This window comes from Comamonas thiooxydans, assembly GCF_002157685.2.
GTDB classification, from domain to species: Bacteria; Pseudomonadota; Gammaproteobacteria; order Burkholderiales; family Burkholderiaceae_C; genus Comamonas; species Comamonas testosteroni_H.
In genome coordinates this window covers 4146740-4172874 of sequence record NZ_AP026738.1, presented here as the reverse complement: position 1 = coordinate 4172874, position 26135 = coordinate 4146740, and the positions used below count along the sequence as shown (strand labels likewise).

Below are 26135 nucleotides of genomic sequence, written 5' to 3'. Positions count from 1 at the left end.
ACAGCTATTTCTTATGCTATGGATTGCCAGCCCGGCAGTGCCAGCAGCTTTTGCCAGTCCCGCGCTTCCTGCAGCTGAGTCAGGCTGGGCCAGTCGGCCTCGAAGCGCATGGGCTGCCCGCTCACGGGGTGGGCAATCTCCAGTGCCCTGGCATGCAGCCATAGCCGCTGCTGACCCAGGCGTTCGGCCCACCAGCGGTTCAGCGGCCCCTTGCCATGGGTGGCGTCGCCGATGATGGGGTGGGCCACATGCTTGAGATGGCGGCGGATCTGGTGTCGGCGGCCCGTGGTTGGCAGGGCTTCGACCAGGCTGATGCGGGTTTCGGGGTGTCGGCCGTCATAGCTTTCGGGCCAGGACAGGCGCGCCAGACAGCGCAAGTGCGTGTGAGCCTCCTGCACAGGGGCATCCTCGGGCGCATCGTCGGGCTTGAGGGGATGATCGACCTCCAATGCTTCGGGCAGCCAGCCGCGCACCAGGGCCCGATATTCCTTGCGGGTTGCATGGGCTGCAAAGCTGGCAGCCAGAGCCTGGGCCGCTTGCTTGTGCAGCGCCATGAGCAGCACGCCGCAAGTGCCCTTGTCCAGCCGGTGCACGGGCCAGACATGGTGGCCCAGCTGGTCGCGCAGCGTCTGCATGACGAAGCGGGTCTCCTGCGCATCCAGGCCCGTGCGATGCACCAGCCAGCCGGCGGGTTTGTAGACCACGACCATATGCTCGTCCTGCCAGAGTATGTGCAGGGGTGGATTGGCAGAGCCGTCGGATAGGGCGGTATCGGGCATGTGGAAGGCAGACAGAAGAGGGCGAGCCGCACTCTAGCGCACAGTGCAATGCTTTGCTGACCAGGGTCTGCCTGCCGACAGGCCGCTTCGTGGCCGAAAATCGGTGCGGGCCGCTCGACGTCGGCTCATTTTTTTTGAAGTAGCTGCCAGCGCTTGACAGATCAATGCTGGCCGTCATTTGGAGGCTTGATCTTGTGTCTGTGATGTTCAAGGGCGTGGTGGTTTCGGTCTTGGCGTCCGTGCTGTTCGCCTCGCTGTATTACCTCTCGCCTTTTCTCGCCCCGCTCGATGGCGAGCAGATCTTTGGCTGGCGCGTGCTGGTGACGTTGCCCTTTACCACGGCCCTGCTGTTCGCTCTCAAGGAGGTGGCTGCGGTACATGCCTTACTGGCGCGAGCTCTGGCCCAGCCCCGCTTCGGGCTGCTGCTGGTGCTGAGCTCGGCGCTGCTGGGCGTGCAGCTCTGGATTTTCATGTGGGCCCCCATGAACGGACGCGCGCTGCCGGTGTCGCTGGGCTATTTTCTGCTGCCGCTGGTGATGGTCGTGGCCGGGCGTGTGCTGTTTGCCGAGCGTCTGACGCTGGGCCAGAGCCTGGCTACGCTCTTGGCGGCTGCGGGCGTGGCACATGAGTTCTGGCAGGCCGGCGGCATGTCCTGGGAGACCTGGGTGGTGGCTCTGGGCTACACGGTGTATTTCTCGCTGCGCCGCTGGCTGCAGACCGATACCCTGGCCGGTCACTGGATAGACATGGCGCTGCTGGTTCCGGTGGCCATTGTCTTCACGCTGCGCACGCCCGACAGTTGGCCGCTGGTGGCGGGTCATCCGACGCTATGGGGCCTGCTGCCCTTGCTGGGCATCGTTAGCGCCGTGGCGCTGGCGCTGTACATGATTGCCAGCCGCTGGCTGCCGCTAGGCCTGTTCGGTCTGCTGTCCTATGTGGAGCCGGTCCTGCTGGTCGTGGTGGCCTGGCTGCTGGGCGAGAGCATGGAGCCGCAGCAGCAGACCAGCTATGCGCTGATCTTTGCCGCCGTGGGCCTGCTGATTGGCGACGGCTTGCGGCATTCATGGCGTGGGCGTTCACACACATCGAACTGAGATTGCTGCAGTTCCAGCCCCAAGTTGGTGCATCACAGGGCAATAATTGAAGTTTTGTTTTGTTTGAAGGAATAGCTCGTCATGGCATCGACCCCATCCCCTATCCGCGTTGCTATCGTCGGTTACGGCAATCTGGGCCGCGGCGTGGAAGCTGCTGTCGCCAAGAACCCCGATATGCAGCTCAAGGGGATTTACACCCGTCGCGACCCTTCCCAGCTCCAGCCCCTGAATGCAGGTACGCCTGTGCATTCCATGGATGTTTTGCTGTCGCACAAAGGTCAGGTCGATGTGCTGATTCTCTGCGGCGGCTCCAAGGACGATTTGCCCAGACAGGCGCCCGAGCTGGCTGCCCATTTCAATCTGGTCGACAGCTTTGACACCCATGCCCGCATCCCCGAACACTTCGCCAATGTGGACAAGGCCGCTCAGGGGGGGCAGTGCACGGCCCTGATCTCGGCCGGCTGGGACCCCGGAATGTTCTCCATCAACCGCGTGCTCGGTGAAGCCCTGCTGCCTGACGGCGCTACCTACACCTTCTGGGGCAAGGGCCTGAGCCAGGGCCATTCCGACGCCATCCGCCGCGTGGAAGGCGTGGCCGGCGGCGTGCAGTACACCATCCCTGTGGAAGAGGCCGTCGACAAGGTGCGCTCCGGCGTGCGCCCCGAGCTGTCCACCCGCGAGAAGCACCAGCGTGAATGCCATGTGGTGCTCAAGGATGGCGCAGGCGCTGAAGTCGTGCGCAAGACCATTGTGGAAATGCCTCACTACTTCGACCAGTACGACACCACGGTCCACTTCATCAGCGCCGAGGAGCTGGCCCGCGACCATGCCCGCATGCCGCATGGCGGCTTTGTGATCCGCAGCGGCAACACCAGTGCCGAAAACAAGCAGGTCATCGAATACCGCCTGCAGCTGGACAGCAACCCCGAGTTCACTTCCAGCGTGCTTGTGGCCTATGCCCGCGCCGTGCATCGCCTGGCCCAGGCTGGCCAACATGGCTGCAAGACCGTATTTGACGTGGCCCCTGGCCTGCTGTCGCCCAAGAGCGCCGAACAACTGCGTGCGGAGCTGCTGTAAATCAGCCGCCGCGATCAGCAAAAAGCCTCGCAGGGTCTGCGAGGCTTTTTTGTGTCGAAACGGGTTGCGGCGTCAATTGTCCGATTATTGGCAGCTATTGATTTTTAAGTGCTTGCGGGGGGCTCGAGGCCGCTCACGCGCGCCGCATCTTCGAGCCTGTCCACATCGCGCAGGGGCTTGAACAGTGTCATCCAGCCACCCACCACGCCCAGCGTGCACAGGCTGCCCAGAATGGCGGCGGGAACTGCGCCAAACCAGGACGCGCTGCTGCCTGCGCGGAACTCGCCCAGCTCGTTGGAGGAGCCGATGAACAGCATGTTCACTGCATTCACGCGGCCGCGCATATGGTCGGGCGTGGAAAACTGCACCAATGCGCCGCGAATATAGACGCTGACCATATCGGCTGCACCGGCCACGGCCAGTGCCAGCATGGACAGTACAAACCAGTGCGAGAGCGCAAACACCAGATTGGCCAGTCCGAATACGGCCACGGCCGCAAACATCACCTTGCCCACGCGGCGGTTGATGGGGCGCGAGGCCAGCCACAGGCCCATGCAGACCTCGCCTGCGGCCATGGAGGAGCGCAGCAGGCCCAGACCCTGCGGGCCGACCTGCAGCACCTCATGCGCATAGACGGGCAGCAGGGCCACCACGCCGCCCAGCAGCACGGCAAACAGATCGAGCGAGATGGTGCCCAGGATGATGGGGCGGGTGCGCATGAAATGCAGACCTTCGGCAAAACGTTGCCACATGGTGGTTTGAACGTCGAGGCCGATCCTGGGGCTGGCAAAGTGCACTGGGACCTGGCTCAGCAGGACCGCGCCCAGAAGCAGAGCGACGCCGCAGACCGCATAGGTCAGCACGCCGCCGCCGAGTGCATAGAGCAGGCCGCCCAGCACGGGAGCGGCAATCGCCGAGATGCGCATCAGCATGCTGTTGGTGGCCAGGGCCTTGGCCAGCTGCTCGCGGGCGACGATCTGCGGCAGCAGGCTTTGCAGCGCCGGTCCGCTGAAGGCGCGGCTGCAGCCAAACAGCACCAGCACGGCGTAGATCCAGTGCACATCGTGCGCTCCGCTCTCGGCCAGCAGCCAGAGCAGGCCCGAGCAGACTGCGGCCACCAGCCAGCTGATGCCAAGCAGGCGCTTGCGGCTCATGCGGTCGCTGAGATCGCCAGCGGGAATCAGCAGACCCGCCATGGGCAGGAACTGCGCCAGCCCGACATAGGCCAGAGACAGAGGCTCGCGCGTGATGTCGTATACCTGCCAGGCCACCACCACGGCCTGCATCTGCTGGGCAAACATGGCAAGCATGCGTGCCAGCACGAAATTGACAAAAGCGGGATCGCGCAATGGCGGGATGGAGGCGGCCTGAGGCGCTGTAGAGGTGACGGGGGTGGACAAGGTGAGATCCGTGAGTGCGGCTGGGGAGGCGGGAGTTGGCCTGGGCCGACTTCCTGCCTTGGCGACCTGAAATGTCAGAGGGCCGAGTATGCGCGATCGCCTTGTTCTCTGCAGTGCCTGTGGCCGTTATGAGCATTCACTTCTGCTGCGGTTCATATCCGGCAAGCAGGCTGCGGATTGACCTTCATGCCATGCAGGAGAGAAGCCTTGTTTGTCAAAAAATGTTTACCGACGAAGGCATGAGTCACTTTCCCACACGCAAAGAAACAGCGGCGATTCATCATAGCTTCACACAAATGGTTTTGCGTTATGAATAGCGAAGCTTTCTCTCAAGGAGTCACATCATGTCCATGCTTTCGATGCAATACGCAGGAACTCTTCTGGGCCGCGAAGCAGTCATTGAATTCCCGGACAGCCAGGCCCAAGTCCGCTACACCGCCAGCGGTCAGATGCGCTGGCGCGTGGTGGACTCGCAAGGGCATATTTCCGAGGGCTGCGAGAACCTCAGCTATTTGCAACTGAGCGATCACCTACATTTTTTGAACTGGATCGAGAAAACCGGCTTCACGGTCAGCCAGGTCATTGACTCGGCCAAGGGCACGGTGCAGGCTTTCTGGTCCTATGCCGACAACCAATGCGAAAGCGGCCATCGTTCTTCCATGTTTGTGGAAGGTCGTTTCCGCCTGCGTTGAATCTTCCGGCTCTTGCCCGGGGCATGGAGCCGGGGCACGAGCCAGCTCAATGATTTGTGTGTGAGGTCAGTGACTTTCCTCTCTTGCCGACATCCGAAAGGTGTCGGCTTTTTTCTCCGTGAAACATTGCAGGTTCAACCGTTCCTGCGTATTTTTTGATCGCAGGGGCCGAAGTCAATGCCTGTGCGGCCTCGCCCTGTTTTTCCGAGGCTTGTCCACAGGCGGCTCCACAGACGCTGGGCATAACCTGCAATCCTGTTTCCCGAACTGCGGCGTTCAGAAAACATTGCCTAAGTATTTATTGCCAAAAGAAAATCGTCCTCTGGCAACGAATTCGATTGATGGAGCGTGGTGCGTGAAACATCGGCGTTGAATGTACGCATGGAAATAGAAAAGCCGGCACCTGGGCCGGCTTCTTCAATGCCTGAACGCAGGCTTACTTGCGCTTGTCGGCGATGGCCGAGGACACCACCATGTCCAGTACATAGACATAGCTTGAAGCATCGGCGGGTACATTCTGGCGCTTGAAGCGATTGATGCGCAGCACGTTGCTCACACCGGCTTCGTGCTTGTAGCCTTCAATCTCGCTATAGAAGTTCTCCCACTGGCCGGTATAGGTCTTGACGCCGTTGTCGCCGTAGCGGATCTCGCGCACCTGCAGACACTGATGGCGTCCTGCACCTGCACTACAGGCCTTGCGCTCGGGACCGACCTCGAGAAATATGCGTTCGGGAGCGCTGCCGTATTGGGTCTGGGCGGTGGGCTTGCCGTTGAGCTGCCAGCGCGTGCCATCGATGAACTGCAGCGTCAGGCGAGGCTGTTCAGTAGTGGAGCCGCCGAGCTGCACGTTCCACTGCTTGGCCGTAGGCAGAATGCGCGCAACCTTCTGCTCCAGCATCATCAGCTGGTTGTCATTGCAGGCGCGCAGGGTGCTCATGCCGCGCTGCAGATTGATGCGCTGGCCTTCCACGGTGTAAGCCGACGAGATGACGTTGCACAGATTCTTGACGACAACGCGCTGGTCCACGAAGTCCAGCTCGATAGGTGCCTGGCTGGAGCTCAGAAACCAGCTCTGGTCCTCATTGCCAGCTGGCGTGAAGGCCTCTTGCAATTTCCAGTGGTAGGCGGTCAGCGACGCGGCATCGCCTGCGGGGCCTGTAGGGCCGGGCTTGCTTGCACCGCCGCCGCCTGTCGTACCGCAGGCGGCAAGCGTCATGGAAGCAACAAGGGGAAGGCACCAGGTCCAGCGAAATTTCATAGGGTTTCCTTAAGGTGGAATAGAGGAATACGGCAAACCGTGTCAGCAGAAACAGAGTCTCGCTGACCATATCAGTTCCCTGCGGGTTGTATCTGACCTTAACCCAACGTTGCTGTTGTTTTGCGCTTCGACAACCTCAGAGTGTCAACAAATGCTGCACGCTGAAGGGCGGAGAAATCAGATGTGCTGCTCGGGCGTGAAGTCGCTGTAAAGATCGAAAAAATCCGTACGTCTAGACAGCGCTTCGTCAAATTAGTCTTTGCCAAGCTGCTACGCTTCGAAGGTTCGGGCCATGAAGAAACTATGGCCCAGGCATCAAGGAGTTTCTGTGCGCTTAGGTGGTGTTGCTTTGTTTGGGCTGAATTGGGGGCGGCTGGGTTCTGTGGGCATATTGGCGGGTTTGCTGGGGGCATGCTCGGCCACTGCACCTCAGCATATGCCGGTTCAGGAGACTTTCGACTCCAGTTCCACGTTTTCCCGCGGCTTTGATGCGACACCGGCACAGACCTGCGAGGCCGCGCGCCGCGCCTTGCTGAGCCAGGGCTATATCGCCACGGCCAGGACGCAGGAGCTGATCGAAGGGCGCAAGAACTTCCAGCCCAATACGGAGACCAATCTGGAAATCAATTTCCGTGTGGTCTGCGTGCCGCAGACCAGCGACGGCCTGGTCAGTCTGGGTTTTGCGACAGCGTTGCAGGATCGCTATTCGCTCAAGAAGAGCGCAACCTCGGCCAGCGTGGGCGTGAGCGCTCTGGGGTCGCTGTCTCTGCCGTTTTCTTCCAGCAACGATTCCCTGGTCAAGGTGGGCAGCGAGACCATTTCCAAACGCAGCTTCTACGACAGTTTTTTCGAGCTGGTGGAGAACTATCTGAAGCAGGATCAGGATGCGCCATAGTTTCAAGCAAATCAGCCCGTAGTGCTTGACGGATATACGCTTTAGGTCCTGATTTGATAGCAATAAAGTAAAAAGCGGCTCCGTGAGCCGCTTTTTTATCAGCGAGATCCGTTCAGATGAACAGCGCCGGATCCACCATGGCGCGGTTCAGCATCACGCCCCAGTGCAGATGGGGGCCGGTCACGCGGCCGGTGGCTCCGACCTTGCAAAAGGCATCGCCTGTCTGCAACTGGTCTCCTGGTCTGCAATCCACCTGGCTCAGGTGGCAGTACATGGTGAGCAGGCCACCGCCATGGTCCAGCCAGACCGTGCCGCCGTTGAAGAAATAGTCGCCCACGTCGATCACCTTGCCGGGCAGCGGTGCGCGCACCGGCGTGCCCGTGGGGGCTGCAATGTCCATGCCGCTGTGCGGATTGCGCGACTGGCCGTTGAAGACACGGCGCAGGCCGAAGCTGCTGGAGCGCCGACCCGGCACCGGCACGCGCATGTGCAGGCTGCCGGAAGGCAGCGGCTCGGTGAAGGTGGCCATCACGGTCTTCAGGTGGGCGGCCTCGCGTTCGTAGCGGGCATTGTCTTCGGCAGACAGGTCCACCGTCTTGGGCGAGACCTTGAGGCGCTGCTCCACATACTGTTTGTCGCGCACCGTATAGCTCATGCTGCGCAAACGGCCGTCGGTCTTCACGCCAATGCTCTGCTCGCCCGGTGCGGTGGCAAGCGGTATGCCCACGATTGCGGTCCATTCGATCATATCGCCCACCACCAGAACCTCGGCCTCTGCGGCCGTGACCAGGGGGCGTGCGGAAGCCGGGCCCAGCGACAGGCGTGCGACGCCGCCGGGAACCCGGCTGTCCTGCGGCCATAGCGCGCTGTCCGAGCTGGCGCTGCGTGCCGCCCAGGCCGGTGCGGCGGCAAACAGCGCTGTTTGTGCCATCCATTGCAGCAGGCGACGGCGTTCGGGCGGGAGAGAGGGGCTGGTGAGGTTTTCGGTCGGCATGGTGCTTATCGGGTTGTGCAGGCATTGTGCTGCATTGCTATCGATAGCGGAGCTAAAGGCGATACAGACATGTGAGCTTTACGCTGGTCATGCCTTGAAGACCGGCTGCGGGATCAGGGCTGGCGCATGCTCCGGGCCAGGTCCAGCTGTCCCCGCTGCTCCAGAGCCTGGACCGCGCCAAGCCGGTCGCGCTGCTGCTTGTTCTGGCTCAGCTTGAACTTGGCTTCCAGGCGGTCGACAGTCATTTCCAGGCCCACGATGGCGCCGAGCATGCGTTGCAGGTAGTCGGGCGGAGCGTCGCTCATCTTCCATGGGGCCTCGGCATTGTTGCTGGCCTCGTGGCGGCGGGTGAGCCGGCCCACCACGCCGCGCACGAACTTTTCATCGTCGCGCACGCTGATGCGGCCGTGCGCGTGGACCACACGGTAGTTCCAGGTCGGCACCTGCTCGTGGGTCTCGTGCTTGCTGGGATACCAGCTGGGAGAGATATAGGCCTGCTCGGCACGGAAGATCACCAGCACGGGGCTGTCGTCCCGGATCTGCTGCCACACAGGATTGGCGCGTGCCACGTGGGCGATCAGTCGCAGCATGCCATCCTCGTCCTGCAGCAACTCGAACGGCAGGTGATTGGCATCCAACCCCGCATCGGACTGGGTGACCAGGCAACCCAGCGGGTGAGCCTGGATCAGGGCATGCAGGGCGGTGGGGTCGTCGACCTTGAAATGGCTGGGGTTGTACATGAAGGCTGCTGCAATGAGTGGTGCAAAAACGAATGAGCTTTTATGAGCTTGTTTATACCGTCATGCAGGCTGCGCGCCGAGAAGCCGCCTGCATGACAGGCGGCATGGCACGAAGGCGAGTGGCGTTTCAGCGGTGCTCTCGATCCCCGCGCGAGCGGCCCTCGGAGCGCGCCGCTTGCATGCGAGCCTGTTGCTCGGCCTGGTGCTGCTGAGCCTGCTGCTGGTGTTGGGCCTGTTCCTGCGCCCGTTGTTGCTGCATCTGGGCTTGCTGCTGGCGTTGCTGTTGCTCACGAGCCTGTTGCTGCTGCATTTGCTGCTGGCGCTGAGCCTGCTCCTGGGCACGCTGCTGCTGCATTTGTTGCTGGCGCTGAGCTTGTTCCTGGGCGTGCTGCTGTTGCATCTGCTGCATCTGGGCCTGCTGCTGGCGCTGCTGTTGTTCACGGGCCTGTTGCTGCTGCATTTGCTGCTGGCGTTGAGCCTGCTTCTGGGCGCGCTGCTGTTGCATCTGGGCTTGCTGCTGGCGCTCCTGCTGCTCTCGGGCTTGCTGCATTTGCTGCTGGCGCTGGGCCTGTTCCTGGGCGTGCTGCTGTTGCATCTGCTGCATCTGGGTTTGCTGCCGATGCTCTTGCTGTTCACGGGCTTGCTGCTGCATTTGCTGCTGGCGCTCCTGCTGCTCTCGGGCTTGCTGGATTGGCTGCTGGCGCTGGGCCTGCTCCTGGGCGTGTTGCTGTTGCATCTGCTGCATCTGGGCTTGCCGCTGCTCCTGCCGCTCGCGGACTTGCTGCATTGGCTGCTGACGCTGGATTGGCTCCTGTGGGCGTTGCTGCAAGGCTTTCTCCGTCATGGCAGCCTGCATCTGTGGTGCCTGCGGCGGATGGCGATCATGTGGGGCTTGCGGCTGCATCAAGGCATTGCCATTGGATGCGCGCGGCCCGCCTGAAGCCTGGCTGGGGCCCTGGGCAAAGTCCGGCCGCCCCTGAGGCTGTGTCGCCAGGGGGCTTGATGCTGGTTGGCGCTGGTTCAGGACATGGCCGCCGGCTGCGAGGGCGGCGGCACCGACGGCTGCGCTCGCTGCTGCGCTCGCGGCCATCGTGCCCGGCGCTGTAAGGGTGCCTGCAGCCTGGGGCTGCCCGGCTGGCCCGCGGCGTTCGCCTGAGGCATTTTCATGAATGTTGTTGATGTAGGTGTTGTCCGTGCGATGGATGTTCTGCACCACGGTTCGCGACTGGGATATATAGGTTGTGTTGTTGTAGACCACGGCCGGGCGTGCCTGCGGGGGCGGGGGACGTTCGCCGTGACGCCAGGGCCTTTCGGGGTCGCCCCAGTGCATATTCCAGGCATTCCAGCCCCAGGACGGATGCCTGTCCATGGACCCGGCCAGCACGATGGCGGTGCCAAAGCCCAGCAGGCCGGCCATCACGGGCATGCCGGCCACGGGAGCCGGAGGCGGCACCTCCACATAACGGTAGCCGCCATATACGGGCAGCGGCTGACCGTAGACCGCAGCCGGGTCGTACTGAGGAACGTAGACCGTATCCACCTGGGAGGGGCTGATTTCAATGAACTGCTCCGGTGGCTCTATGACCGGGTCGGGCAGCGGTGTGACCACGGCTCCTGGCGTATAGGCCACGGCGGCGGGCGTGGACGCCAGGTTGACCTTGAGCTGGCTGGAGGTCTTGAGCGTGCCGGCCTTGTAGGCCCGACTGCGCATGACCTGTATGGCGTTCATCACATCCGAGGGATCGTTGTAATAGGCCTTGCCGAGCGCCGTGGTCCAGGGCAGGTTGGAGGCCAGCTGTTCCAGCACGTTGGGGAACTGGGTCAATGATTTGACGGACGGGTCCCAGTTCTGGGCGTTGACGGCATTGCTCAGCGCCGTCTTCTGCAGTCCGGGGTTCTGCCCCAGCCAGGTTTCGGCGGCGCTGATCTGGTCTGGATAGGTGGCACCGGCCAGGATCTGGGCCACCAGCTTGTCCGGGTACAGCGCAATCGGCGCCACCATCCGGTAGAGCGCGTCTGCATCGGGCGGCACATAGGCTGCGGGCTGAGGCTGGGCGGCATCGAGCGTGGCGACCGATGCCGAGGCCGGCGGTGCACTGTCCGCCTTGATCGGTGAATCCTTGTCGTTGCACGCGCTCAGCGCCATGGCGGCGGCCAGGGCTATCACGCCCGGGTGCCAGAGACGGGCGACCGTGTTTGGCTGCAGTTCCGGCTGCTCAGGCCGGGTCCGGGGGAAATGCGACATCTGACGCTCCTTGCGCCGCGCCGTGCAAATCACGGTGCTTTGGCGGATGCTGTTTTAACGCCAGTGTTGAGCCGTTGTTGACAGAGTGTTGTAAGCAAATAAAGCGTGTGGCTGCAGGCCACGCTCCACAGGAGAATATAAATCTTGATAGCTTATTTCGCAGTGTAGGTAAGGCTTGAAGGCTGAAAATACCAACAACTTTGGGCAAAGCATGCAGAGGGCGGTTGCTCGCCTGTATCTCCACGCTCGGGGCATTTTTTCCATGAAAAAGGCCTGCGCGAGGCAGGCCCTGGAGCTATCCGCGAAGCAACGCACCGGTTACATCATTCGGTCATGGTGCCCATGAGTGTGCTCGTGCCCATGGCATCCAGTGGCTTGCCGTTGACCTGGAATTCACCCTTGGCATAGACGATCTCGGTGCGCATCTTGCCGTCCTTGTCTTCGAAGATGCCTTGCTCCTTGAGCATGTCCAGGCTGGCTTGAGTCTGGGCTTTGGCGGCTTCCTCGATATCTTCGGGCTTGTACTCGCTCTCGCCTTCAAACACGGCCAGTAGGCTGGAGCGCCTGCGCGAGAGCATCATGTTTTCCATGAAGGGCTTGGGCATATCGGCCTTGAGGCTGACCTTCAGGTCCTGCAGCAGAGTGCCCATCTTCTCGCCATCGCCCAGATACTGAATGGCTGCCGCGAACTCGCTCACGCCGTCGGGGGTGCGCATGGACAGGCGTTTGAGCTCGATCACGGGCTGGCGCGCCAGGGCCTGTGTCAGCGACTTGAGCATTTTCTCGCGCAGATCGCCGCTGCGCTGCTCCTCGGCATCTTCGTCGTCAGTGGACTCGCCGAGCAGCGGGTTCTTGCGCTTGCTCATTTCCACGACCTGGTTGATCCAGTTGGCATCGACATTGTTGAACGCCATGTCCAGCACCAGATCGTCAGCCTGTTTGTCTTCGAGCTTGGCGGTCTTGATGCCGGTCTTGAGCGTCATCTCCACCACCTCGCCCTTGAGCACGGTGTCCGAATCCATGGTGATGCCTTCGAAGTGGCTGGCAGAGTTCTTGCCTTCCTCTTCCTGCTTGGTGGCGGCAATCTTGGCAATCGTCATGGCAAACGGGCCGGTCCAGAACTGCTGTCCCGGGGGCTGCTTCATGTCGAAGCGCATATCGGCCTTGTCCAGCGTCACGCTGCCTTCCTCGTCCTTGAACTGCAGGCCGGCAAAGCTGCCCGTGCCCTTGGCGGCCTTCATGTCGGCGGGCATGTCCCAGACGATCTTCATCCCGCCCCAGTTCATTTCGCTGTCCTTGATCTTGCTGCTCACAGCCGGCGATGTCATGACGTTGGAGCTGCTGCGGCCCCAGCCGACCTTGGTGTCGACTTCCAGCGGCGAGCGGCCGTTGAGCGCGGTCTTCAGCGCCGGATCCGTGTCCTCGGGAAGATTGAAGCTGGTGTGAATCTCGGCGGCATGGCCCAGGGGCAGCGGACCATGGCTGATCTTGTGCTCGGCGGTGAACTGGACGGGCTCGTCGCCGCTGTCCAGGGTCCATACCGTTTTGGCGGTGGAAGAAAAGGCGCCGCGGTCATAGCTGGTGACCTGAATCTTCACGCCATGCTCGCTCCATTTGTCCAGGCCTTCGGTAAAGCTCTGCTGCAGCTTGCCGCCCATGTAATAGCTGGTGCCCAGTGTTCCTGCCACGATCACGGCGACGGCCGCTGCAATGCCTGCTCCTGCTTTCCTGTTCATTCTTGACCTTTGATGAAAATAAAAAATCCGCGAATGAATTGCGGATTGGTAATGTTGTGGTGAGCAGGATTCTAGAAAGAAAATAATCAAATGCTCTGAATTTCAGAACATTTTATGTAAATGCTTTTCAAGTATTAAAAATCAATACCGGCGGTATTTATTTCAATATGTAACCAGAGTCCATAGGGCGCTATCCATTTTTCGATCGGAGAACCGAATAGCTTTTCCCGAGATAAATGCCGCGGCGGTTTGCGTAATAAAAAAGGCTGCCAGTGAATCCTGGCAGCCTTGCTGAAACCGGCTGAAGTGTTTACTTGCCCCAGCTGTCCTTGAGTCCGGTGATCTTGTTGAACACGGGCTTGTCGCTGCGGTGATCCTTGCGGTCGGCCACAAAATAGCCAAAACGCTCGAACTGGAACTTGTCGTCAGCCTGGGCCGCCTTGAGCGAAGGCTCCACATAAGCGGTGACCACCTTCAGGCTGTCGGGGTTCAGCAGGCTCAGGAAATCCTTGCCGCCGGCATCGGGCTGCGGATCGGTGAACAGACGGTCGTACATGCGCACTTCGGCCTGCAGGCCATCGGCCACGCCCACCCAGGTGATGGCGGCCTTGACCTTGACGCTGTCGGCACCCGGTGTGCCGCTCTTGGTATCGGGCACCACGGTGGCCAGCACCTTGGTCACATTGCCATCGGCATCTTTTTCGGCGCCCGTGCATTCGATCACATAGCCGCCCTTGAGGCGGACCTTGTTGCCGGGGAACAGGCGCTTGTAGCCCTTGGGCGGCACTTCGGCAAAGTCCTCGCGCTCGATCCACACTTCGCGGCCAAGGGTGAAACGGCGCTCGGGCACGGTTTTACCTTCTGCCGCGTGGGGCAGGGCGGGCAGGTGGCAGTCCTCCAGATGCTCGGCGCTGCCAAACACCTCGGCCCAGTTGCTGAGTTCGAGCTTGACCGGGTCCAGCACGACCATGGCGCGGTGGGCCTTGTTTTCCAGGTCTTCACGCAGGCAGCCGTCCAGCGTGCCGTAGTCGATCCAGGCGTAGTCCTTGGTCACGCCGATGCGTTCGCAGAAGTTGCGGATGGACTCAGGCGTGTAGCCGCGGCGGCGCAGGCCGACCACGGTGGGCATGCGCGGGTCGTCCCAGCCGGTGACGAACTGGTTGTCCACCAGATGCTTGAGCTTGCGCTTGCTGGTGATCACATAGGTCAGGTTCAGGCGCGAGAACTCGTACTGGCGGGGCTGGGGGGCGTCGATCAGACCGCCTTCGCGCAGATGGTTCAGCAGCCAGTCATAGAAGGGGCGCTGATCCTCGAACTCCAGCGTGCAGATGGAGTGGGTGATGTGCTCGTAGGCATCCTCGATGGGGTGCGCAAAGGTATACATCGGGTAGATGCACCACTGGTTGCCGGTGTTGTGGTGTTCGGCATGGCGCACGCGATAGATGGCCGGGTCGCGCAGATTGATATTGGGCGCGGTCATGTCGATCTTGGCGCGCAGCACGGCGGCGCCATCGGCCAGCTTGCCGTCCTTCATGTCGGCAAAGCGCTGCAGGTTTTCGGCCACGGAGCGGTCGCGGAAAGGGCTGTTCACGCCGGGGCGGGTGAAGTCGCCGCGGTTGGCCTTCATCTCGTCGGCCGACTGCTCGTCCACGTAGGCCAGGCCTTGCTCGATCAGGTAGACCGCACAGCGGTACATGAAGTCGAAGTAATTGCTGGCGAAGTAGAGGTTCTCGTGTCCGTCGACATCCTTCCAGTCGAAGCCCAACCAGCGCACGGCATCGATGATGCCGTCCACATATTCCTGGTCTTCCTTTTCGGGATTGGTGTCGTCGAAGCGCAGATGGCAGACGCCGCCGAAGTCGCGGGCCAGACCGAAGTTCAGGCAGATGGACTTGGCATGACCCACGTGCAGATAGCCGTTGGGCTCTGGCGGAAAGCGGGTGCGGATCTTCGCTTCGTCGACCTGGCCGCTCTGGTGATGCTGGGCATCGCCGGGCGCGCCGCCCCAGTGACGGGCGGCATAAGTGCCCTTGTCCAGATCCGATTCGATAATCTGGCGCAGGAAGTTGGTTGGCTTGACCGCTTCAGGGGCGGCGTTGTTGGATTTGGAGGCGTCAGCAGAGCTCATTGCACCATTTTAGGCCGGCTGCCATGACCTCATGTCGATCAGCGGACACTGCAGCTTTGCCTCGTGTGCATTTGGACACAATGTTTTTGAGGAACCGTGCCATCCTGACGGGACTCTGAAACGTTATATCCCCAAGGGCCGAAGGCGCTGCACAGATCTGCAGGCTTGCCCTCGGTGACTCATAAACAGAGGAGAGATTGTGATGTCCAGAACAACTTCCCCCCGCATGGCCAAGCTGCTTGCCGCTGGCTCTATCGTTGTGGCCGGCCTGATGGCTGCCGCAGGCGCCCAGGCGCATGGCGGCGTCAGCCTGTCGGTCGGCATCGGCGTGCCCGGCGTGGCCGTGGGCGTCGGCGCTCCCGTTTACGCCACGCCCTATGTGGCGCCGGCCCCGGTCTATATGCCGCCACGCCCTGTCTACTATGCGCCTCCGGCACCGGTCTACTATGCGCCGCCGCCTCCCGTGTACCGTCCCGCACCCGTGATGGTCGTGCCCGGCCCTATCTATTACGGTGGCGGCCCGCGCTGGCGTGGTCATCACCATCATCACTACCGTTGATGGCATCGATAACAGAGTCCTGAAAGACTCTGCACCACGGACGGCTGCCCAGGCAGCCGTTTTTTATGCCCGCAGGCCGGGTGCCGCGCTCGCATAATCCGGGGCAGTCCTTAAAAAACAGGAGAGTGCTTCCGTGAAAACCGTCTACGTCCTCAATGGCCCCAATCTCAATCTGCTGGGCATGCGCGAACCCGCCATCTATGGCTCGGCCACGCTGGTCGATGTGCGCCAGCTTTGCGAAGAGGCCTGTGCACGCCATGGCCTGAAGCTGGAGTTTCGCCAGAGCAACCATGAGGGCGAGCTGGTGGACTGGATTCACGAGGCAGGCCGTTTGCACGCCAAGGGTGAGTTGCAGGCGCTGATCATGAATGCAGCGGCCTACACCCATACCAGTGTGGCAATTCTCGATGCCGTCAAGGGCACGGCCGTGCCGCTGGTGGAGTTGCACATCAGCAATGTCCATGCGCGTGAGAGCTTTCGCCACCATTCCTATCTGTCGGCCACGGCGCGTGCCGTGATGTGCGGCTTCGGCGTGGCAGGCTACGGCCTGGCCATCGATGCGGTGGCGCAGTGGTGACATCGGCGGTTGAAGCAGCCTGTTCGCTGGAGCAGGTCTCGCAGGAGCTGGGGGTTGAGATACCGGCAGCCATTGCCCGGCTGCAGGCCACGGCGCAGCGCGTGCAGACCCGGCTTGGAGATGCTGCCGGCAGCGGCTTGATGGTCTGGCATGGCTGGCAACCCCCGGCCGGGGTGGCGCAGCGTGGCCTGCCGCTGGTGCTGCTGCATGGCGGCAGCGGCAGCTGGACGCATTGGTTGCGTGTGATCGAGCCGCTGACCGAGGCGGGCTACAGCCTGTGGCTGGCCGATCTGCCGGGTTTTGGCGAATCCGATGGCGTGCCCGGCGGCATGGATGTGGACACCATGCTGGAGCCTCTGGCCTGTGGCATCCGGCAACTGCTGGGCAGTGCCGATATGGGGCCGGTCTGCGATCTGGTCGGCTTTTCCTTTGGCGGCATGACCGCCGGTCTGCTGGCCGCCGAGTATCCGGAGCTGGCCCGCAGGCTGGTGGTGGTAGGCGCTCCCGGCATGGGAATGACCGAAGGCCGCAGCGTGCGCCTGCTGGGCTGGCGCCACCTGCAGGGGCAGGAGGCACAGATGCAGGCCCATCGCCACAATATCGCGGCCCTCATGCTGCATGACGCGGCGCTGATCGATGAGGAAACGCTGGCGCTGCATGCGCTCAATGTGGCTCGTGACCGGCTGCCGCGCAGACGGCTGTCGCGCACCGATGTGCTGGCCCGGGCTCTGACCCGTATCAAAGTGCCGGTGGCGGCGATCTATGGTGAGCATGACCCTCTGTATGCGGGCTGCCTGGCCGAGCTGCAACTGCTGATGCAGCGCCAGTGCGGGGGGGCGCTGGACTGGCATGTGATGCGGAATGTCGGCCATTGGGTGCAGCACGAGGATCCGGCCACCTTCTGCGCCGCACTGCAGGAGGCTCTGTCGTGAGCAATGCCGCCGTCTTCGAGCTGACCGAGGCCGATGTGCAATGGAGCGCCGTGCGCGCTCAAGGCCCGGGCGGCCAGAATGTGAACAAGGTGGCCAGCGCCGTACATCTGCGCTTTGATGTCCGGGCCTCGCGTCTGCCGCCCGATGTGCAGCAGCGCTTGCTGGCTTTGGGCGATTCGCGCATCACCACCGATGGGGTGGTGGTCATCAAGGCGCAAAAATACCGCACCCAGGAGCACAACCTGTGGGATGGGCTGCAGCGCCTCAATGCGCTGGTGGCAATGGTTGCCAGGCCGCCGCGCCCGCGCAAGCCCACCAAGCCGACCTGGGGCTCGCAGCAAAGGCGCCTGCAGGGTAAAAGCCTGCGCGCCGGCATCAAGGCATTGCGCGGGCGGGTGCATGACTGAGCTTGTGTAGCGGCAAAGCCACGCTCAGGCCAGTCAACTGTATCAAAAGGCATGCGCGTACCCTGTCGGGCCGAGTGCGGATCGGTCAGTCGGCTGCGGGTCTGCGCTATATTGTTTTGATAGCTGCAGTCGCAGAATGCAAAAGCGCTACAGCCTGTTTCCCATCAAATTCCGTGCTGCCTTCGGGAGTTGTCCATGAGCACATTGCCTTTGACTTATCTGGAGCGGCCCGCGCAGCTTGACGCCGGCCGGCCTGCCTGGCTGCTGGTGCTCATGCATGGCGTGGGCAGCAATGAGCAGGACCTGTTCGGCCTGGTGCCCTATGTGCCGCCGCAATTTCATGTGCTCAGTCTGCGTGCGCCCTTTGCCATGGGCATGGGCGCTTATGCCTGGTTTCAGTTCACTGTGGATGCCGATGGCACGCGCCATATCAATGTGCCGCAGGAGCAGCAGGCGCGCATCTTGCTGCAGCAGACGGTGGAGCAGGCCGCGCAGCAACTGGACATCCCGCCCGAGCGGGTGGTGCTGGGAGGTTTCAGCCAGGGCGGCATCATGAGTCTGAGCCAGTTGCTGACCCAGCCACAGACCTTGCGTGCCGCACTGGTCTGGCACAGCCGCCTGTTGCCCGAGATCGCGTCGCTGCACGCGCCCGCTGCCGCATTCGAGGGCAAGTCGGCCTGGGTCAGCCACGGCACTTATGACAATGTGATTCCGCTGACCAGCGCCCATGCCGTGCGTGATCGCCTGGCCTCCTTGCCCTTGCAGCTGAGCTATCACGAGTATCCAGGCGCCCATGAGATCCGGCCCGAGGAACTGCGCGCCAGCATGCAGTGGCTGCAGGATCTGACGCAGGCAGTGGAGGACGTCGGGGGCGAGGGCGATCAGTGACCGGCGGTCTTTGAAAACAGATTGATCACCAGCACGCCCCCCACAATCATGGCCATGCCGGCCAGAGCGGGGGCATCGAGCTTCTGGCCCTGCCAGAAATAGGCAACGGCCGAGACCAGCACGATGCCCACGCCGGACCAGATCGCATAAGCCACGCCTGTGGGAACGGTGCGCAGTGTCAGCGACAGCAGATAGAACGAAATCGCATAGCCGACCAGGGCAACAGCGGTGGGGCCGAGCCTGGAGAAGCCTTCCGACCTGGCGAGGAAGGAGGTGGCAATCACCTCGCAGATGATGGCCAGGCCCAGATACAGGTAATTTGTCATGCCGGGCACTTTAGTGCGGCTGGGGCCGGGCTGGTTCCAAGACCCCGGACCGCTTCTGGCCGTTATTGCCAAAATCCGGCAACTGTGCGCGCCTCGCCGAGGGCAGGCAATACGCGCGATTTGCCGTGCTTGATCAGATGGCTGGGTAGTCGCCTGTGCCCTCGGGCCAGGGCGTCAGCACCTCGAACCCGGCCTCCGTCACCAGCACCATATGCTCCCACTGGGCGGACAGCGATTTGTCGTTGGTGATCACGGTCCAGCCGTCAGACAGTTCGCGTGTGGCGGCCTTGCCGGCGTTGAGCATGGGTTCGATGGTGAAGATCATGCCGGGCTGCAGCACCAGTCCCTGGCCGGGCGTGCCGTAGTGCAGCACCTGAGGTTCGTCGTGATAGACCTTGCCGATGCCGTGACCGCAGTACTCGCGCACGATGGAGAAGCGCTCACGCTGGGCCACGGTCTGGATGGCATGGCCCACATCGCCCAGCGTGGCTCCGGGCTTGACCGCGCGGATGCCGGCCACCAGGGCTTCATAGGTGGTGTTGACCAGGCGCCTGGCCAGATTGCTGGGCTGGCCCACGTAGTACATGCGGCTGGTGTCGCCGATCCAGCCTTCGGGCGTGGTCACTGCGACGTCGACATTGACGATGTCTCCGTCCTTGAGGACCTGCTTGGCATCGGGGATGCCGTGGCAGACGACGTGGTTGACGGAGGTGCACACGGTCTTGGGGAAGCCGTAATAGCCGACATTGGTGGGCGTGCATTTCAGCTCGTTGACGATGTAGTCGTGACAGATCTTGTCCAGCTCCTCGGTGCTCACGCCGGGCTGCACATGGGGCGTGAGCATGGCCAGCACCTTGGCGGCCAGGCCGCCGGCCTTGCGCGAGAGGTAGATGTCGGTGGCGTCATGAATGGGCACGACTTTTTGTTTGCCGCGCTTCATTGCATGCCTCCTACCAGGCGCACGGGACGGGGGCGGCGCACGACTGTGTCGGCCTCATGAGCGCTGGCAGGCTGCAGTTCACGCTCGGCTTGTTGCAGCAGCAGGGCGCAGATGCCTTCGTAATTGAGCTGGGGGTGATGCTCGGCCAACTGGCCTACACGCAGCCAGTGCTCGGCCTGGGCATTGATGGAGCGGCCGAGGGCCGCGCTGGAGACACGAATCTGGTCGTGCAACTGGTCTGAAATTTTGACGATTCCCATGGTCGAGCATCATAAGGTCTGTATACGTTTCGTATATTGACAAATGCAAATTGCATGGTTGGAGCCGCGGTTTTGCCGTTGCTTGACAAGCGCTGTTCGTCGAATGGAGTTTTAAGGCCACGTCGTACGACATGGCGCTCAAGAAGTTGATAGCGCTCCACGCTTGATTGGCATTGCTTGCAGCCAGGGTTATTCAGAAAATTGAAAGCTTTCAAGGCAGACCTTGCATTCGTACAGCACAAGTCTTATAAAAGATATATATCATCAGTATCTGCCTTGTCCATATTGAGTTTCCTGCTATAAAAATTGAAGAACAATCAATGCGTGCCAGATATCTTGGGATGTTCTGGCGTCCGGTCACAACAGACGCAGAGTCAGGGTCGTTCATGGAAAACGCAGTCAATCAAGCAGAGCAGGGCGAGCAGCCCGTCATCGAATCCCGGGAGCCGCAAGCTCGAAAGCCACAGCCTCCACGCGATGGACATGGGGCCCGCATCGTGGTCGTGGGCGGTGGCGTGGCGGGGCTGGAAGTGGCCACGGCCCTGGGCAAGCTCAAGAGCGAAAGCATCGACACGGTGACGCTGGTGGACAGCGACTCCGCCCATGTCTGGAAGCCCATGCTGCACACGATTGCCGCCGGCACCCGTGATCTGGCCCAGCAGCAGACCACTTATCTTGCCCAGGCCACCGATGCCGACTTTGCCTACCAGCCCGGCGAGATGTGCGGCCTGGACCGTGAGGCACGCGAGATTCTGCTGGCCCCCATCTATGCACCCGATGGTCGCGAACTGGTAGCGGGTCGGCGTCTTGCCTATGACAAGCTGGTGATTGCGGTGGGCAGCGGCGCCAACGACTTCGGCACGCCCGGCGTGCATGAGCATTGCTTCATGATCGACTCGCGGCGCAAGGCCGATGCCTTCAACCAGGAAATCCGGCTGCGCATGGTGCGCTGCATGACCAGCGGGGAGCAGTTGCAGGTTGCCATCGTGGGCGGCGGTGCCACGGGGGTTGAGCTGGCGGCAGAGCTTGTCCAGCTTGCAGAAAGTGCCACGGCCTACGGCGCATTGGGTGAGGCGGCCAAGTTCCGCATCGTGCTGATAGAGGCAGGCTCGCGCTTGCTGCCCAGCTTTCCCGAAGAAATCTCCGAAGCCACGCGAGTGCGGCTGCAGGCCCTGGGCGTTTCCGTGATCGTCGGTGGCCGCGTCAGCCGTGCGACCGAGCAGGGTTTCGAGCTGGCCAATGGCGAGTTGATTCCCGCCAGCCTGCGTGTCTGGGCAGCCGGGGTCAAGGCGCCGGAATTCCTGATGCAGCTGGGTTTGCAGACCACGCGCAGCAATCAGCTGCTGGTCAATGACGAGATGCAGACCAGCGACCCCGATATCTATGCCCTGGGCGACTGTGCCAGCTATACCTTGCCGGGCAAGCAGGAGGCCCTGCCTCCCACAGCCCAGGTGGCCCACCAGCAGGCCCGCTATCTGATCGAGACCCTGCCCCATGTGCTGGAGCGTCCCGGTGCCAAACCCGTAGGCTTTGCCTACCGCGACTTTGGCGCGCTGGTGTCCCTTGCGCATTACGACGCCTATGGCTCGCTGGGAAAGTTCGGCCTGTTCAATGGCGGCGTGATCCGTGGCCGCATGGCCATGCTCAGCCACATCATGCTGTACCGCTCGCATCAGGCGCGGCTTTACGGCTTCTGGCGTGGCGGCCTGCTGTGGCTGATCGACCTGATGAATGCGCGGCTGCGGCCCTCCATCCGCCTGGACTGAGTTACAAAAATCCTTCGATGGGCAGCCAGCTCAGCACCCGCACCATGAAGCGCTGCCACTAGCTGGTGCCGGGGTCGGCACTGAAGGTCTGGGCTTCATGGGGCGGCTGCGGATTCTGGCCCGTCCAGCTCAGCCCGCCTTGCGCGTCCAGTTGCACCTTGTAGGCCATGCGCGGCAGGTGCTGATCCAGGCTGGTGCTGACCTGCTGGCTCAAGGCCGGGTCTTTGATGACCACGCCCATTTCTGTGTTGAGCATGGCCGAGCGCGGATCGAAGTTGAAGGAACCGACAAAGAGCTGCTTGCCGTCAACCGCGAAGGTCTTGGCATGCAGGCTGGCGCCCGAGCTGCCCGTGGTGGCAGAGCTGCCGCTCAGCGCGGCAGGTGACGGGACTTCGCGCTTGGGGGGCTTTTCGGCAGGCTCGCTTCTTGGTGTCATGTCCGGCCCGGTGGCAGCGGGCTGGCTGCGCAGATCGATCTGGCGGCGCATCTCGTAGAGTTCCACGCCCATCTTCAGCAGCGGCTTGCGGTATTTCTCGTAGCCCGCGTGCACCACGGCCACATCGGTGGCCTCCAGGCTGTTGGTCAGAATGCGTACCCGCACGCCTTGCTGGCGCAGGAGTCCAAAGGCGTCGACCCCGGCCCGGGTGGGCACGAAATAGGGCGAGACCACTTCCAGCAACTGCTGCGGCTTGCCAATCACCGGCTGGAGCTGGGACAGCAGCAAGTCCTCGGGCGCGGCTTCGCGCAGAACCTTGGCCGGGTCGTCGCTGACCAGGGTGGTCTCGGCCCATTGCAGCGGCAGTCGACCCGCCAGCAAGTCGGTGCTGAAGCGGCTGCGGCCCACGGCCTGCACATAGGCCTGTGACTCCGGGCGGTTCACATCGGCGTGCAGGCCTGCATAGACTTTGTCCACGGCCTGCTGTGGCATGGCGGGCAGCAGGCTGGCTGCCGGGTAGGCGGAGGGGCTGTTCCAGTAACGGTCGAATTCCGCTGCCACCTCACCCACCACCGAGCCTGTGGCCACCACATCGAGGTCGGCGAACAGCACGCCATCGGAGGCAGCAAAGTACTCGTCGCCGATATTGCGCCCGCCCACGATGGTGGCGGCGGAGTCGGCCGTGTAGCTCTTGTTGTGCATGCGCCGCTGGGTGCGCGCGAAGTCCGTTACATAGCCGATCACCTTGGGCGTGCGCAACGCGAAGGGATTGAACAGCCGTACCTCGATCTGCGGATGCTGGTCCAGGGCGGCCAGCATGGCGTCCATGCCGCCGGTGCCGCCATCGTCCAGCAGCAGGCGTACGCGCACGCCGCGGTCTGCCGCGAGCAGCAACTCATCGAGCAGCAAATGACCTGTGGTGTCGTTGCGCCAGATGTAGTACTGCACGTCGAGCGTGCGCTGCGCGGCCCGGGCCAGCAGGGCGCGGGCGGCATAGGCGTCATGGGCATCGGCCAGCATGTGAATACCGCTTTGCCCCGGATGCGCCTGCTGCAGCGGCTCCAGAGCCTGGCCGAGCCGGGTTTGCAGGGCCTGTTCGGCACTCAGAGCCTGCGTGGCAGTGCGATCCGGCAGGGGCGGCAGACCGCAGCCTGTGAGCAGCCCCGCGATCAGCAGGGCGGCCGCCGTACCGCGCCACAGGGGAAGTTCGGGTCTCGAGGCCTGTGTGTTTTGCATGACCCGAGTATGCCGCAGCGCATCAGGCGATCTTCACAGGGCCGGGGCGGCGATCTTCCACCACAAAGCGTGCCAGCGTATAGAGGCTGCTGTCGGCCTGGAGCGGGTTGCTCACGGCGCGCAGCTCGGTGCTCATGGACTGCGGCGTGATCTCCACGAGGCTGTAGCCGCGCTCCTCGCAGCGTGCGAAAACCACCTGGGGGTTGTGGGCCACGATGGCATCTACCCTGGCCTGCGTCGTGCCGCTGTGCGAGCTGATGGAGGTGCCGCAGAATTCGCTGGCGATCACCGGATTGGCCTTGTCCGGAGCCTGATCGGCCTGGGTTGCAATGGCGCAGACATAGTTCTGGTGAATGTCTCCACCGAGCAGCACGCTGTTGCGCGGCTGGCTCTCGGCAATCTGGCGCACCAGGCGTTGGCGGGCCTGAGGGTAGCCGTCCCAGCTGTCGGTCGATTGCCGGCCATTGGGATGCTTGCGGGCCGCGAACAAGGTGGTCTGCACCACGGTGCTCCAGCGGGTGGCCTCGGCCCTCTGGCGAGCATCGTCCTGCAGCCGCCGGGCCAGCCAGCGCTCCTGATCCCAGCCCAGGAAGCTGCGTGCCGGATCTTGCAGGGCAGGGCATTCGGCTGGGTCCACGGTGCCAGTGCTGGCCTTGCCCTCGGGGCGGCAGGCCTGCAGATCGCGGTACTGGCGGCCGTCCAGCAGATGCAGTCTGGCCAGCTTGCCCCACTGCAGGCTGCGGTACAGCGCCAGGCCTTGAAAGTTGCGCTGCAATGCGCTGTCACGCAGCGGCATGTTTTCATAAAAAGCCTGCCAGGCTGCCATGCGCCTTGCTAAAAAGTGAGCGCTGTCACCGCGTCCGTACTGGGCGACATAGTCGTTTTCAACCTCATGATCGTCCCAGATGACGGACCAGTTGCACGCGGCATGGGCGGCCTGCAGATGGGGGTCGCTCTTGTGCAGTGCATAGCGGTCGCGGTAGTCCTGCAGGGTCTGGGCGGTACGCAGCGGCTGTGGACGCGCCAGTCCATCGGGCTTGGCCGGTTGCGCATATTCATAGATGTAGTCGCCGAGGAACAGCACCAGATCGGGCGAGGCCTGCGCGACATCGGTCCAGGCGCTGTAGAAGCCATGCTCCCAGCGCTGGCAGGAGGCCACGGCCAGGCGCAGCTTGCGCACATCGGCGCCGGCCGCCGGGGCGGTGCGGCAGCGTGCCGTGGTGCTGAAGGCGTCCCCACAGCGGAAGCGGTAGAAATACCAGCGGTCAGGGCTCAGGCCGTTGACCTGCACATGGACGGCATGGCCCCATTCTGCCCTGGCCTGTGTCTGCCCATGGGCCACGGCCTGGCGGAACTGGGCATCATGGGCCACTTCCCAATGCACGGTCTGTGCTGCCAGGTCTGGCGCGGTCGCCGTGCCCAGGTAGTCCAGAGGCGCTGTGAGCCGTGTCCAGATCAGGATGTTGTCGGGTTCCGGGTCGCCGCTGGCCACTCCCAGGGTGAATGGGTTGTGGGTCAGTGATTCCGTGGCTCGGGCCCAGGCGGGCAGGGCACCCACGGCCGTGGCAAGGCTGGAGGCAATCAGAAAGCGCCGGCGCTCCGGCGCAGGCGCGTGAAGAGGAGAAAACATGGCGATGCTGCGGTGTTGGGGTTTTGTAGCCAGTGGCTGGAAGTATCTCCCCGACCCCACAGGCATCGCCGCGGTTTACCGCAGCTTTACGCGTTGACCAGCACCAGCTTGCCTTGTACTTGGCGCGAGCCCATGCGTTCGTAGGCGGCGAACAGCTCGCTCATGGGCATGGTGCGGTCGATCACGGGCTTGATCCTGCCCTGGGCCCACCATTGCGACAGCTCCTGCATCATGGCGGCATTGTTCTGAGGCTCGCGCTTGGCGAAGTCGCCCCAGAACACGCCGACCAGGGAAGCGCCCTTGAGCAAAGGCAGGTTCAGCGGCAGCGAGGGGATGGGGCCGGAGGCAAAGCCGATGATCAGATAGCGGCCGCGCCAGGCAATGGAGCGGAAGGCAGGTTCGGCAAAATCGCCGCCCACGGGATCGTAGATCACGTCGGGTCCCTTGCCGTCTGTCGCTGCCTTGATGGCTTCACGCAGATCGCCCTGGCTGTAGTTGATGGTGACGTCCGCACCTTGCGCCTTGCACAGCGCACATTTTTCGTCGGTGGAGGCAGCTGCAATCACCCGGGCACCGGCCGCCTTTGCGATCTGTATGGCTGCCGTGCCCACGCCGCCCGCCGCGCCCAGCACGAGTACGGTCTCTCCGGCCTTGAGCTGACCTCGGTCCATGAGTGCATGGTGGGAGGTGGCATAGGTCATGATGAAGGCGGCGGCATCGACAAAGGGGAAGTCGGCCGGCAGTGGCATGCACATGGCGGCGGGTGCCAGCGTATGCGTGGCGAACCCGCCCGTGCCCGAAAGACAGGCCACATGCTGGCCCACCTTGAGATGTTTGACACCTTCGCCCACGGCCTGCACCACGCCGGCGTATTCCGAGCCCGGCACAAAGGGCAGGGGCGGCTTGATCTGGTATTTGTTCTGCACGATCAGCAGATCGGGAAAGTTCAGGCTGGCAGCCTTGACTTCCAGCAGCACCTGGCCGGGGCCGGGCTGCGGTGTGGGCTGCTCGGTCCATTTCAGTGTTTCGACGCCGGTGGGGGTGGTGCAGAGCCATGCGTGCATATCTTGTCTCCTGATCTTCTTGAGGTGAGATTGGGGGGAATCGGCTCGCAGATGATAGAAGTGTGGTGCGAATGCC

24 protein-coding genes are annotated in these 26135 nt (G+C 62.7%); 10 read left to right on the top strand and 14 right to left on the bottom strand.

From position 1 onward, the window contains the following. Positions 1 to 11 precede the first annotated feature (11 nt). Positions 12 to 779, bottom strand: a complete 768-nt coding sequence (locus tag CTR2_RS19380) for a pseudouridine synthase (RefSeq protein ID WP_087081784.1) — start codon at positions 777 to 779, stop codon at positions 12 to 14. A 203-nt stretch (positions 780 to 982) separates the two neighbouring features. Between CTR2_RS19380 and rarD the strand changes: the two genes are divergently transcribed. Further along, complete coding sequence (gene rarD, locus CTR2_RS19375) at positions 983 to 1873, top strand: EamA family transporter RarD (RefSeq protein ID WP_087084507.1); 891 nt, start codon at positions 983 to 985, stop codon at positions 1871 to 1873. An 81-nt stretch (positions 1874 to 1954) separates the two neighbouring features. After that, positions 1955 to 2950 (top strand): diaminopimelate dehydrogenase, encoded by a 996-nt coding sequence (locus tag CTR2_RS19370; protein WP_087081785.1) that lies wholly within the window; start codon positions 1955 to 1957, stop codon positions 2948 to 2950. A gap of 104 nt (positions 2951 to 3054) precedes the next feature. On the opposite strand, the gene CTR2_RS19365 is transcribed toward CTR2_RS19370, so the two are convergent. Beyond that, a complete protein-coding gene (locus CTR2_RS19365; protein ID WP_254913415.1) occupies positions 3055 to 4299 on the bottom strand; it encodes an MFS transporter in 1245 nt (414 codons plus the stop codon). A gap of 395 nt (positions 4300 to 4694) precedes the next feature. Between CTR2_RS19365 and CTR2_RS19360 the strand changes: the two genes are divergently transcribed. Then, positions 4695 to 5042, top strand: a complete 348-nt coding sequence (locus CTR2_RS19360; protein ID WP_003053278.1) for a MoaF-related domain-containing protein — start codon at positions 4695 to 4697, stop codon at positions 5040 to 5042. Between the two features lie 436 nt (positions 5043 to 5478). Here the strand turns inward: CTR2_RS19360 and CTR2_RS19355 are convergent, their stop codons facing one another. Then, entirely contained in the window at positions 5479 to 6300 is an 822-nt protein-coding gene (locus CTR2_RS19355) for an META and DUF4377 domain-containing protein (RefSeq protein ID WP_087081789.1), read from the bottom strand. 436 nt (positions 6301 to 6736) lie between these two features. Between CTR2_RS19355 and CTR2_RS19350 the strand changes: the two genes are divergently transcribed. Continuing rightward, positions 6737 to 7195 (top strand): DUF2242 domain-containing protein, encoded by a 459-nt coding sequence (locus CTR2_RS19350; protein ID WP_003063876.1) that lies wholly within the window; start codon positions 6737 to 6739, stop codon positions 7193 to 7195. Positions 7196 to 7307: 112 nt separating this feature from the next. On the opposite strand, the gene CTR2_RS19345 is transcribed toward CTR2_RS19350, so the two are convergent. The 5 genes from CTR2_RS19345 to CTR2_RS19325 form a co-directional block, all read right to left on the bottom strand. Beyond that, positions 7308 to 8189, bottom strand: coding sequence for a M23 family metallopeptidase (locus CTR2_RS19345; RefSeq protein WP_087081791.1), 882 nt, complete (start codon positions 8187 to 8189; stop codon positions 7308 to 7310). A gap of 113 nt (positions 8190 to 8302) precedes the next feature. Further along, positions 8303 to 8929: an FMN-binding negative transcriptional regulator gene (locus CTR2_RS19340; protein ID WP_087081793.1), complete on the bottom strand. Its 627-nt coding sequence runs from the start codon at positions 8927 to 8929 to the stop codon at positions 8303 to 8305. A gap of 127 nt (positions 8930 to 9056) precedes the next feature. Next, positions 9057 to 11174 (bottom strand): DUF3300 domain-containing protein, encoded by a 2118-nt coding sequence (locus CTR2_RS19335; RefSeq protein ID WP_087081795.1) that lies wholly within the window; start codon positions 11172 to 11174, stop codon positions 9057 to 9059. A gap of 323 nt (positions 11175 to 11497) precedes the next feature. Next, a complete protein-coding gene (locus CTR2_RS19330; RefSeq protein WP_087081797.1) occupies positions 11498 to 12910 on the bottom strand; it encodes a YdgA family protein in 1413 nt (470 codons plus the stop codon). Between the two features lie 310 nt (positions 12911 to 13220). Continuing rightward, entirely contained in the window at positions 13221 to 15038 is a 1818-nt protein-coding gene (locus CTR2_RS19325) for a glutamine--tRNA ligase/YqeY domain fusion protein (protein WP_087081799.1), read from the bottom strand. 226 nt (positions 15039 to 15264) lie between these two features. Between CTR2_RS19325 and CTR2_RS19320 the strand changes: the two genes are divergently transcribed. The 5 genes from CTR2_RS19320 (at position 15265) to CTR2_RS19300 (ending at position 18401) form a co-directional block, all read left to right on the top strand. Further along, complete coding sequence (locus CTR2_RS19320) at positions 15265 to 15597, top strand: hypothetical protein (RefSeq protein ID WP_043005464.1); 333 nt, start codon at positions 15265 to 15267, stop codon at positions 15595 to 15597. 133 nt (positions 15598 to 15730) lie between these two features. Then, positions 15731 to 16174, top strand: coding sequence for a type II 3-dehydroquinate dehydratase (gene aroQ / locus CTR2_RS19315; RefSeq protein WP_087081801.1), 444 nt, complete (start codon positions 15731 to 15733; stop codon positions 16172 to 16174). Beyond that, entirely contained in the window at positions 16168 to 17106 is a 939-nt protein-coding gene (locus tag CTR2_RS19310) for an alpha/beta fold hydrolase (RefSeq protein WP_087081803.1), read from the top strand. The genes aroQ and CTR2_RS19310 overlap by 7 nt, the downstream gene beginning before the upstream one ends. Beyond that, positions 17103 to 17513 carry an alternative ribosome rescue aminoacyl-tRNA hydrolase ArfB gene (gene arfB / locus CTR2_RS19305; RefSeq protein ID WP_087081805.1) on the top strand — a complete coding sequence of 137 codons (411 nt, stop codon included), beginning with the start codon at positions 17103 to 17105 and terminating at the stop codon, positions 17511 to 17513. The genes CTR2_RS19310 and arfB overlap by 4 nt, the downstream gene beginning before the upstream one ends. Before the next feature lie 195 nt (positions 17514 to 17708). Continuing rightward, positions 17709 to 18401: an alpha/beta hydrolase gene (locus tag CTR2_RS19300; RefSeq protein ID WP_087081807.1), complete on the top strand. Its 693-nt coding sequence runs from the start codon at positions 17709 to 17711 to the stop codon at positions 18399 to 18401. Here CTR2_RS19300 and CTR2_RS19295 read toward each other — a convergent pair. From CTR2_RS19295 to CTR2_RS19285, 3 genes are all read right to left on the bottom strand, one after another. Further along, the gene (locus CTR2_RS19295; RefSeq protein ID WP_003063858.1) at positions 18395 to 18727 is read right to left on the bottom strand and encodes an SMR family transporter; all 333 of its coding nucleotides are present in this window, start codon (positions 18725 to 18727) and stop codon (positions 18395 to 18397) included. The two genes, CTR2_RS19300 and CTR2_RS19295, sit on opposite strands and share 7 nt — an antisense overlap. A 133-nt stretch (positions 18728 to 18860) precedes the next feature. Then, entirely contained in the window at positions 18861 to 19667 is an 807-nt protein-coding gene (gene map / locus CTR2_RS19290) for a type I methionyl aminopeptidase (RefSeq protein ID WP_087081809.1), read from the bottom strand. Next, on the bottom strand, positions 19664 to 19927 hold the full coding sequence (locus CTR2_RS19285) for a ParD-like family protein (RefSeq protein ID WP_003063854.1): 264 nt from the start codon (positions 19925 to 19927) through the stop codon (positions 19664 to 19666). The genes map and CTR2_RS19285 overlap by 4 nt, the downstream gene beginning before the upstream one ends. 386 nt (positions 19928 to 20313) lie before the next feature. Here CTR2_RS19285 and CTR2_RS19280 point away from each other — a divergent pair, with 386 nt between their 5' ends. Continuing rightward, positions 20314 to 21693 (top strand): NAD(P)/FAD-dependent oxidoreductase, encoded by a 1380-nt coding sequence (locus CTR2_RS19280; RefSeq protein WP_087081811.1) that lies wholly within the window; start codon positions 20314 to 20316, stop codon positions 21691 to 21693. Between the two features lie 58 nt (positions 21694 to 21751). On the opposite strand, the gene CTR2_RS19275 is transcribed toward CTR2_RS19280, so the two are convergent. From CTR2_RS19275 to CTR2_RS19265, 3 genes are all read right to left on the bottom strand, one after another. Continuing rightward, positions 21752 to 23365 carry a phospholipase D family protein gene (locus CTR2_RS19275; RefSeq protein WP_087081813.1) on the bottom strand — a complete coding sequence of 538 codons (1614 nt, stop codon included), beginning with the start codon at positions 23363 to 23365 and terminating at the stop codon, positions 21752 to 21754. 22 nt (positions 23366 to 23387) lie between these two features. Further along, on the bottom strand, positions 23388 to 24995 hold the full coding sequence (locus CTR2_RS19270) for an alkaline phosphatase D family protein (protein ID WP_087081815.1): 1608 nt from the start codon (positions 24993 to 24995) through the stop codon (positions 23388 to 23390). A gap of 86 nt (positions 24996 to 25081) precedes the next feature. Beyond that, positions 25082 to 26059 (bottom strand): NADPH:quinone oxidoreductase family protein, encoded by a 978-nt coding sequence (locus CTR2_RS19265; RefSeq protein ID WP_087081817.1) that lies wholly within the window; start codon positions 26057 to 26059, stop codon positions 25082 to 25084. Between the last annotated feature and the right edge of the window lie 76 nt (positions 26060 to 26135).

Bases quoted from the DNA above. Each gene is read 5' to 3' on its own strand.
- CTR2_RS19330 (WP_087081797.1), bottom strand. From the start codon at position 12,910: ATGAACAGGAAAGCAGGAGCAGGCATTGCAGCGGCCGTCGCCGTGATC.
- CTR2_RS19380 (WP_087081784.1), bottom strand. From the start codon at position 779: ATGCCCGATACCGCCCTATCCGACGGCTCTGCCAATCCACCCCTGCAC.
- CTR2_RS19320 (WP_043005464.1), top strand. From the start codon at position 15,265: ATGGCCAAGCTGCTTGCCGCTGGCTCTATCGTTGTGGCCGGCCTGATG.
- map (WP_087081809.1), bottom strand. From the start codon at position 19,667: ATGAAGCGCGGCAAACAAAAAGTCGTGCCCATTCATGACGCCACCGAC.
- CTR2_RS19285 (WP_003063854.1), bottom strand. From the start codon at position 19,927: ATGGGAATCGTCAAAATTTCAGACCAGTTGCACGACCAGATTCGTGTC.
- CTR2_RS19335 (WP_087081795.1), bottom strand. From the start codon at position 11,174: ATGTCGCATTTCCCCCGGACCCGGCCTGAGCAGCCGGAACTGCAGCCA.
- rarD (WP_087084507.1), top strand. From the start codon at position 983: ATGTTCAAGGGCGTGGTGGTTTCGGTCTTGGCGTCCGTGCTGTTCGCC.
- CTR2_RS19340 (WP_087081793.1), bottom strand. From the start codon at position 8,929: ATGTACAACCCCAGCCATTTCAAGGTCGACGACCCCACCGCCCTGCAT.
- CTR2_RS19325 (WP_087081799.1), bottom strand. From the start codon at position 15,038: ATGAGCTCTGCTGACGCCTCCAAATCCAACAACGCCGCCCCTGAAGCG.
- CTR2_RS19360 (WP_003053278.1), top strand. From the start codon at position 4,695: ATGTCCATGCTTTCGATGCAATACGCAGGAACTCTTCTGGGCCGCGAA.
- CTR2_RS19295 (WP_003063858.1), bottom strand. From the start codon at position 18,727: ATGACAAATTACCTGTATCTGGGCCTGGCCATCATCTGCGAGGTGATT.
- CTR2_RS19275 (WP_087081813.1), bottom strand. From the start codon at position 23,365: ATGCAAAACACACAGGCCTCGAGACCCGAACTTCCCCTGTGGCGCGGT.
- CTR2_RS19350 (WP_003063876.1), top strand. From the start codon at position 6,737: ATGCCGGTTCAGGAGACTTTCGACTCCAGTTCCACGTTTTCCCGCGGC.
- CTR2_RS19270 (WP_087081815.1), bottom strand. From the start codon at position 24,995: ATGTTTTCTCCTCTTCACGCGCCTGCGCCGGAGCGCCGGCGCTTTCTG.
- CTR2_RS19370 (WP_087081785.1), top strand. From the start codon at position 1,955: ATGGCATCGACCCCATCCCCTATCCGCGTTGCTATCGTCGGTTACGGC.
- CTR2_RS19280 (WP_087081811.1), top strand. From the start codon at position 20,314: ATGGAAAACGCAGTCAATCAAGCAGAGCAGGGCGAGCAGCCCGTCATC.
- CTR2_RS19300 (WP_087081807.1), top strand. From the start codon at position 17,709: ATGAGCACATTGCCTTTGACTTATCTGGAGCGGCCCGCGCAGCTTGAC.
- CTR2_RS19345 (WP_087081791.1), bottom strand. From the start codon at position 8,189: ATGCCGACCGAAAACCTCACCAGCCCCTCTCTCCCGCCCGAACGCCGT.
- CTR2_RS19265 (WP_087081817.1), bottom strand. From the start codon at position 26,059: ATGCACGCATGGCTCTGCACCACCCCCACCGGCGTCGAAACACTGAAA.
- CTR2_RS19355 (WP_087081789.1), bottom strand. From the start codon at position 6,300: ATGAAATTTCGCTGGACCTGGTGCCTTCCCCTTGTTGCTTCCATGACG.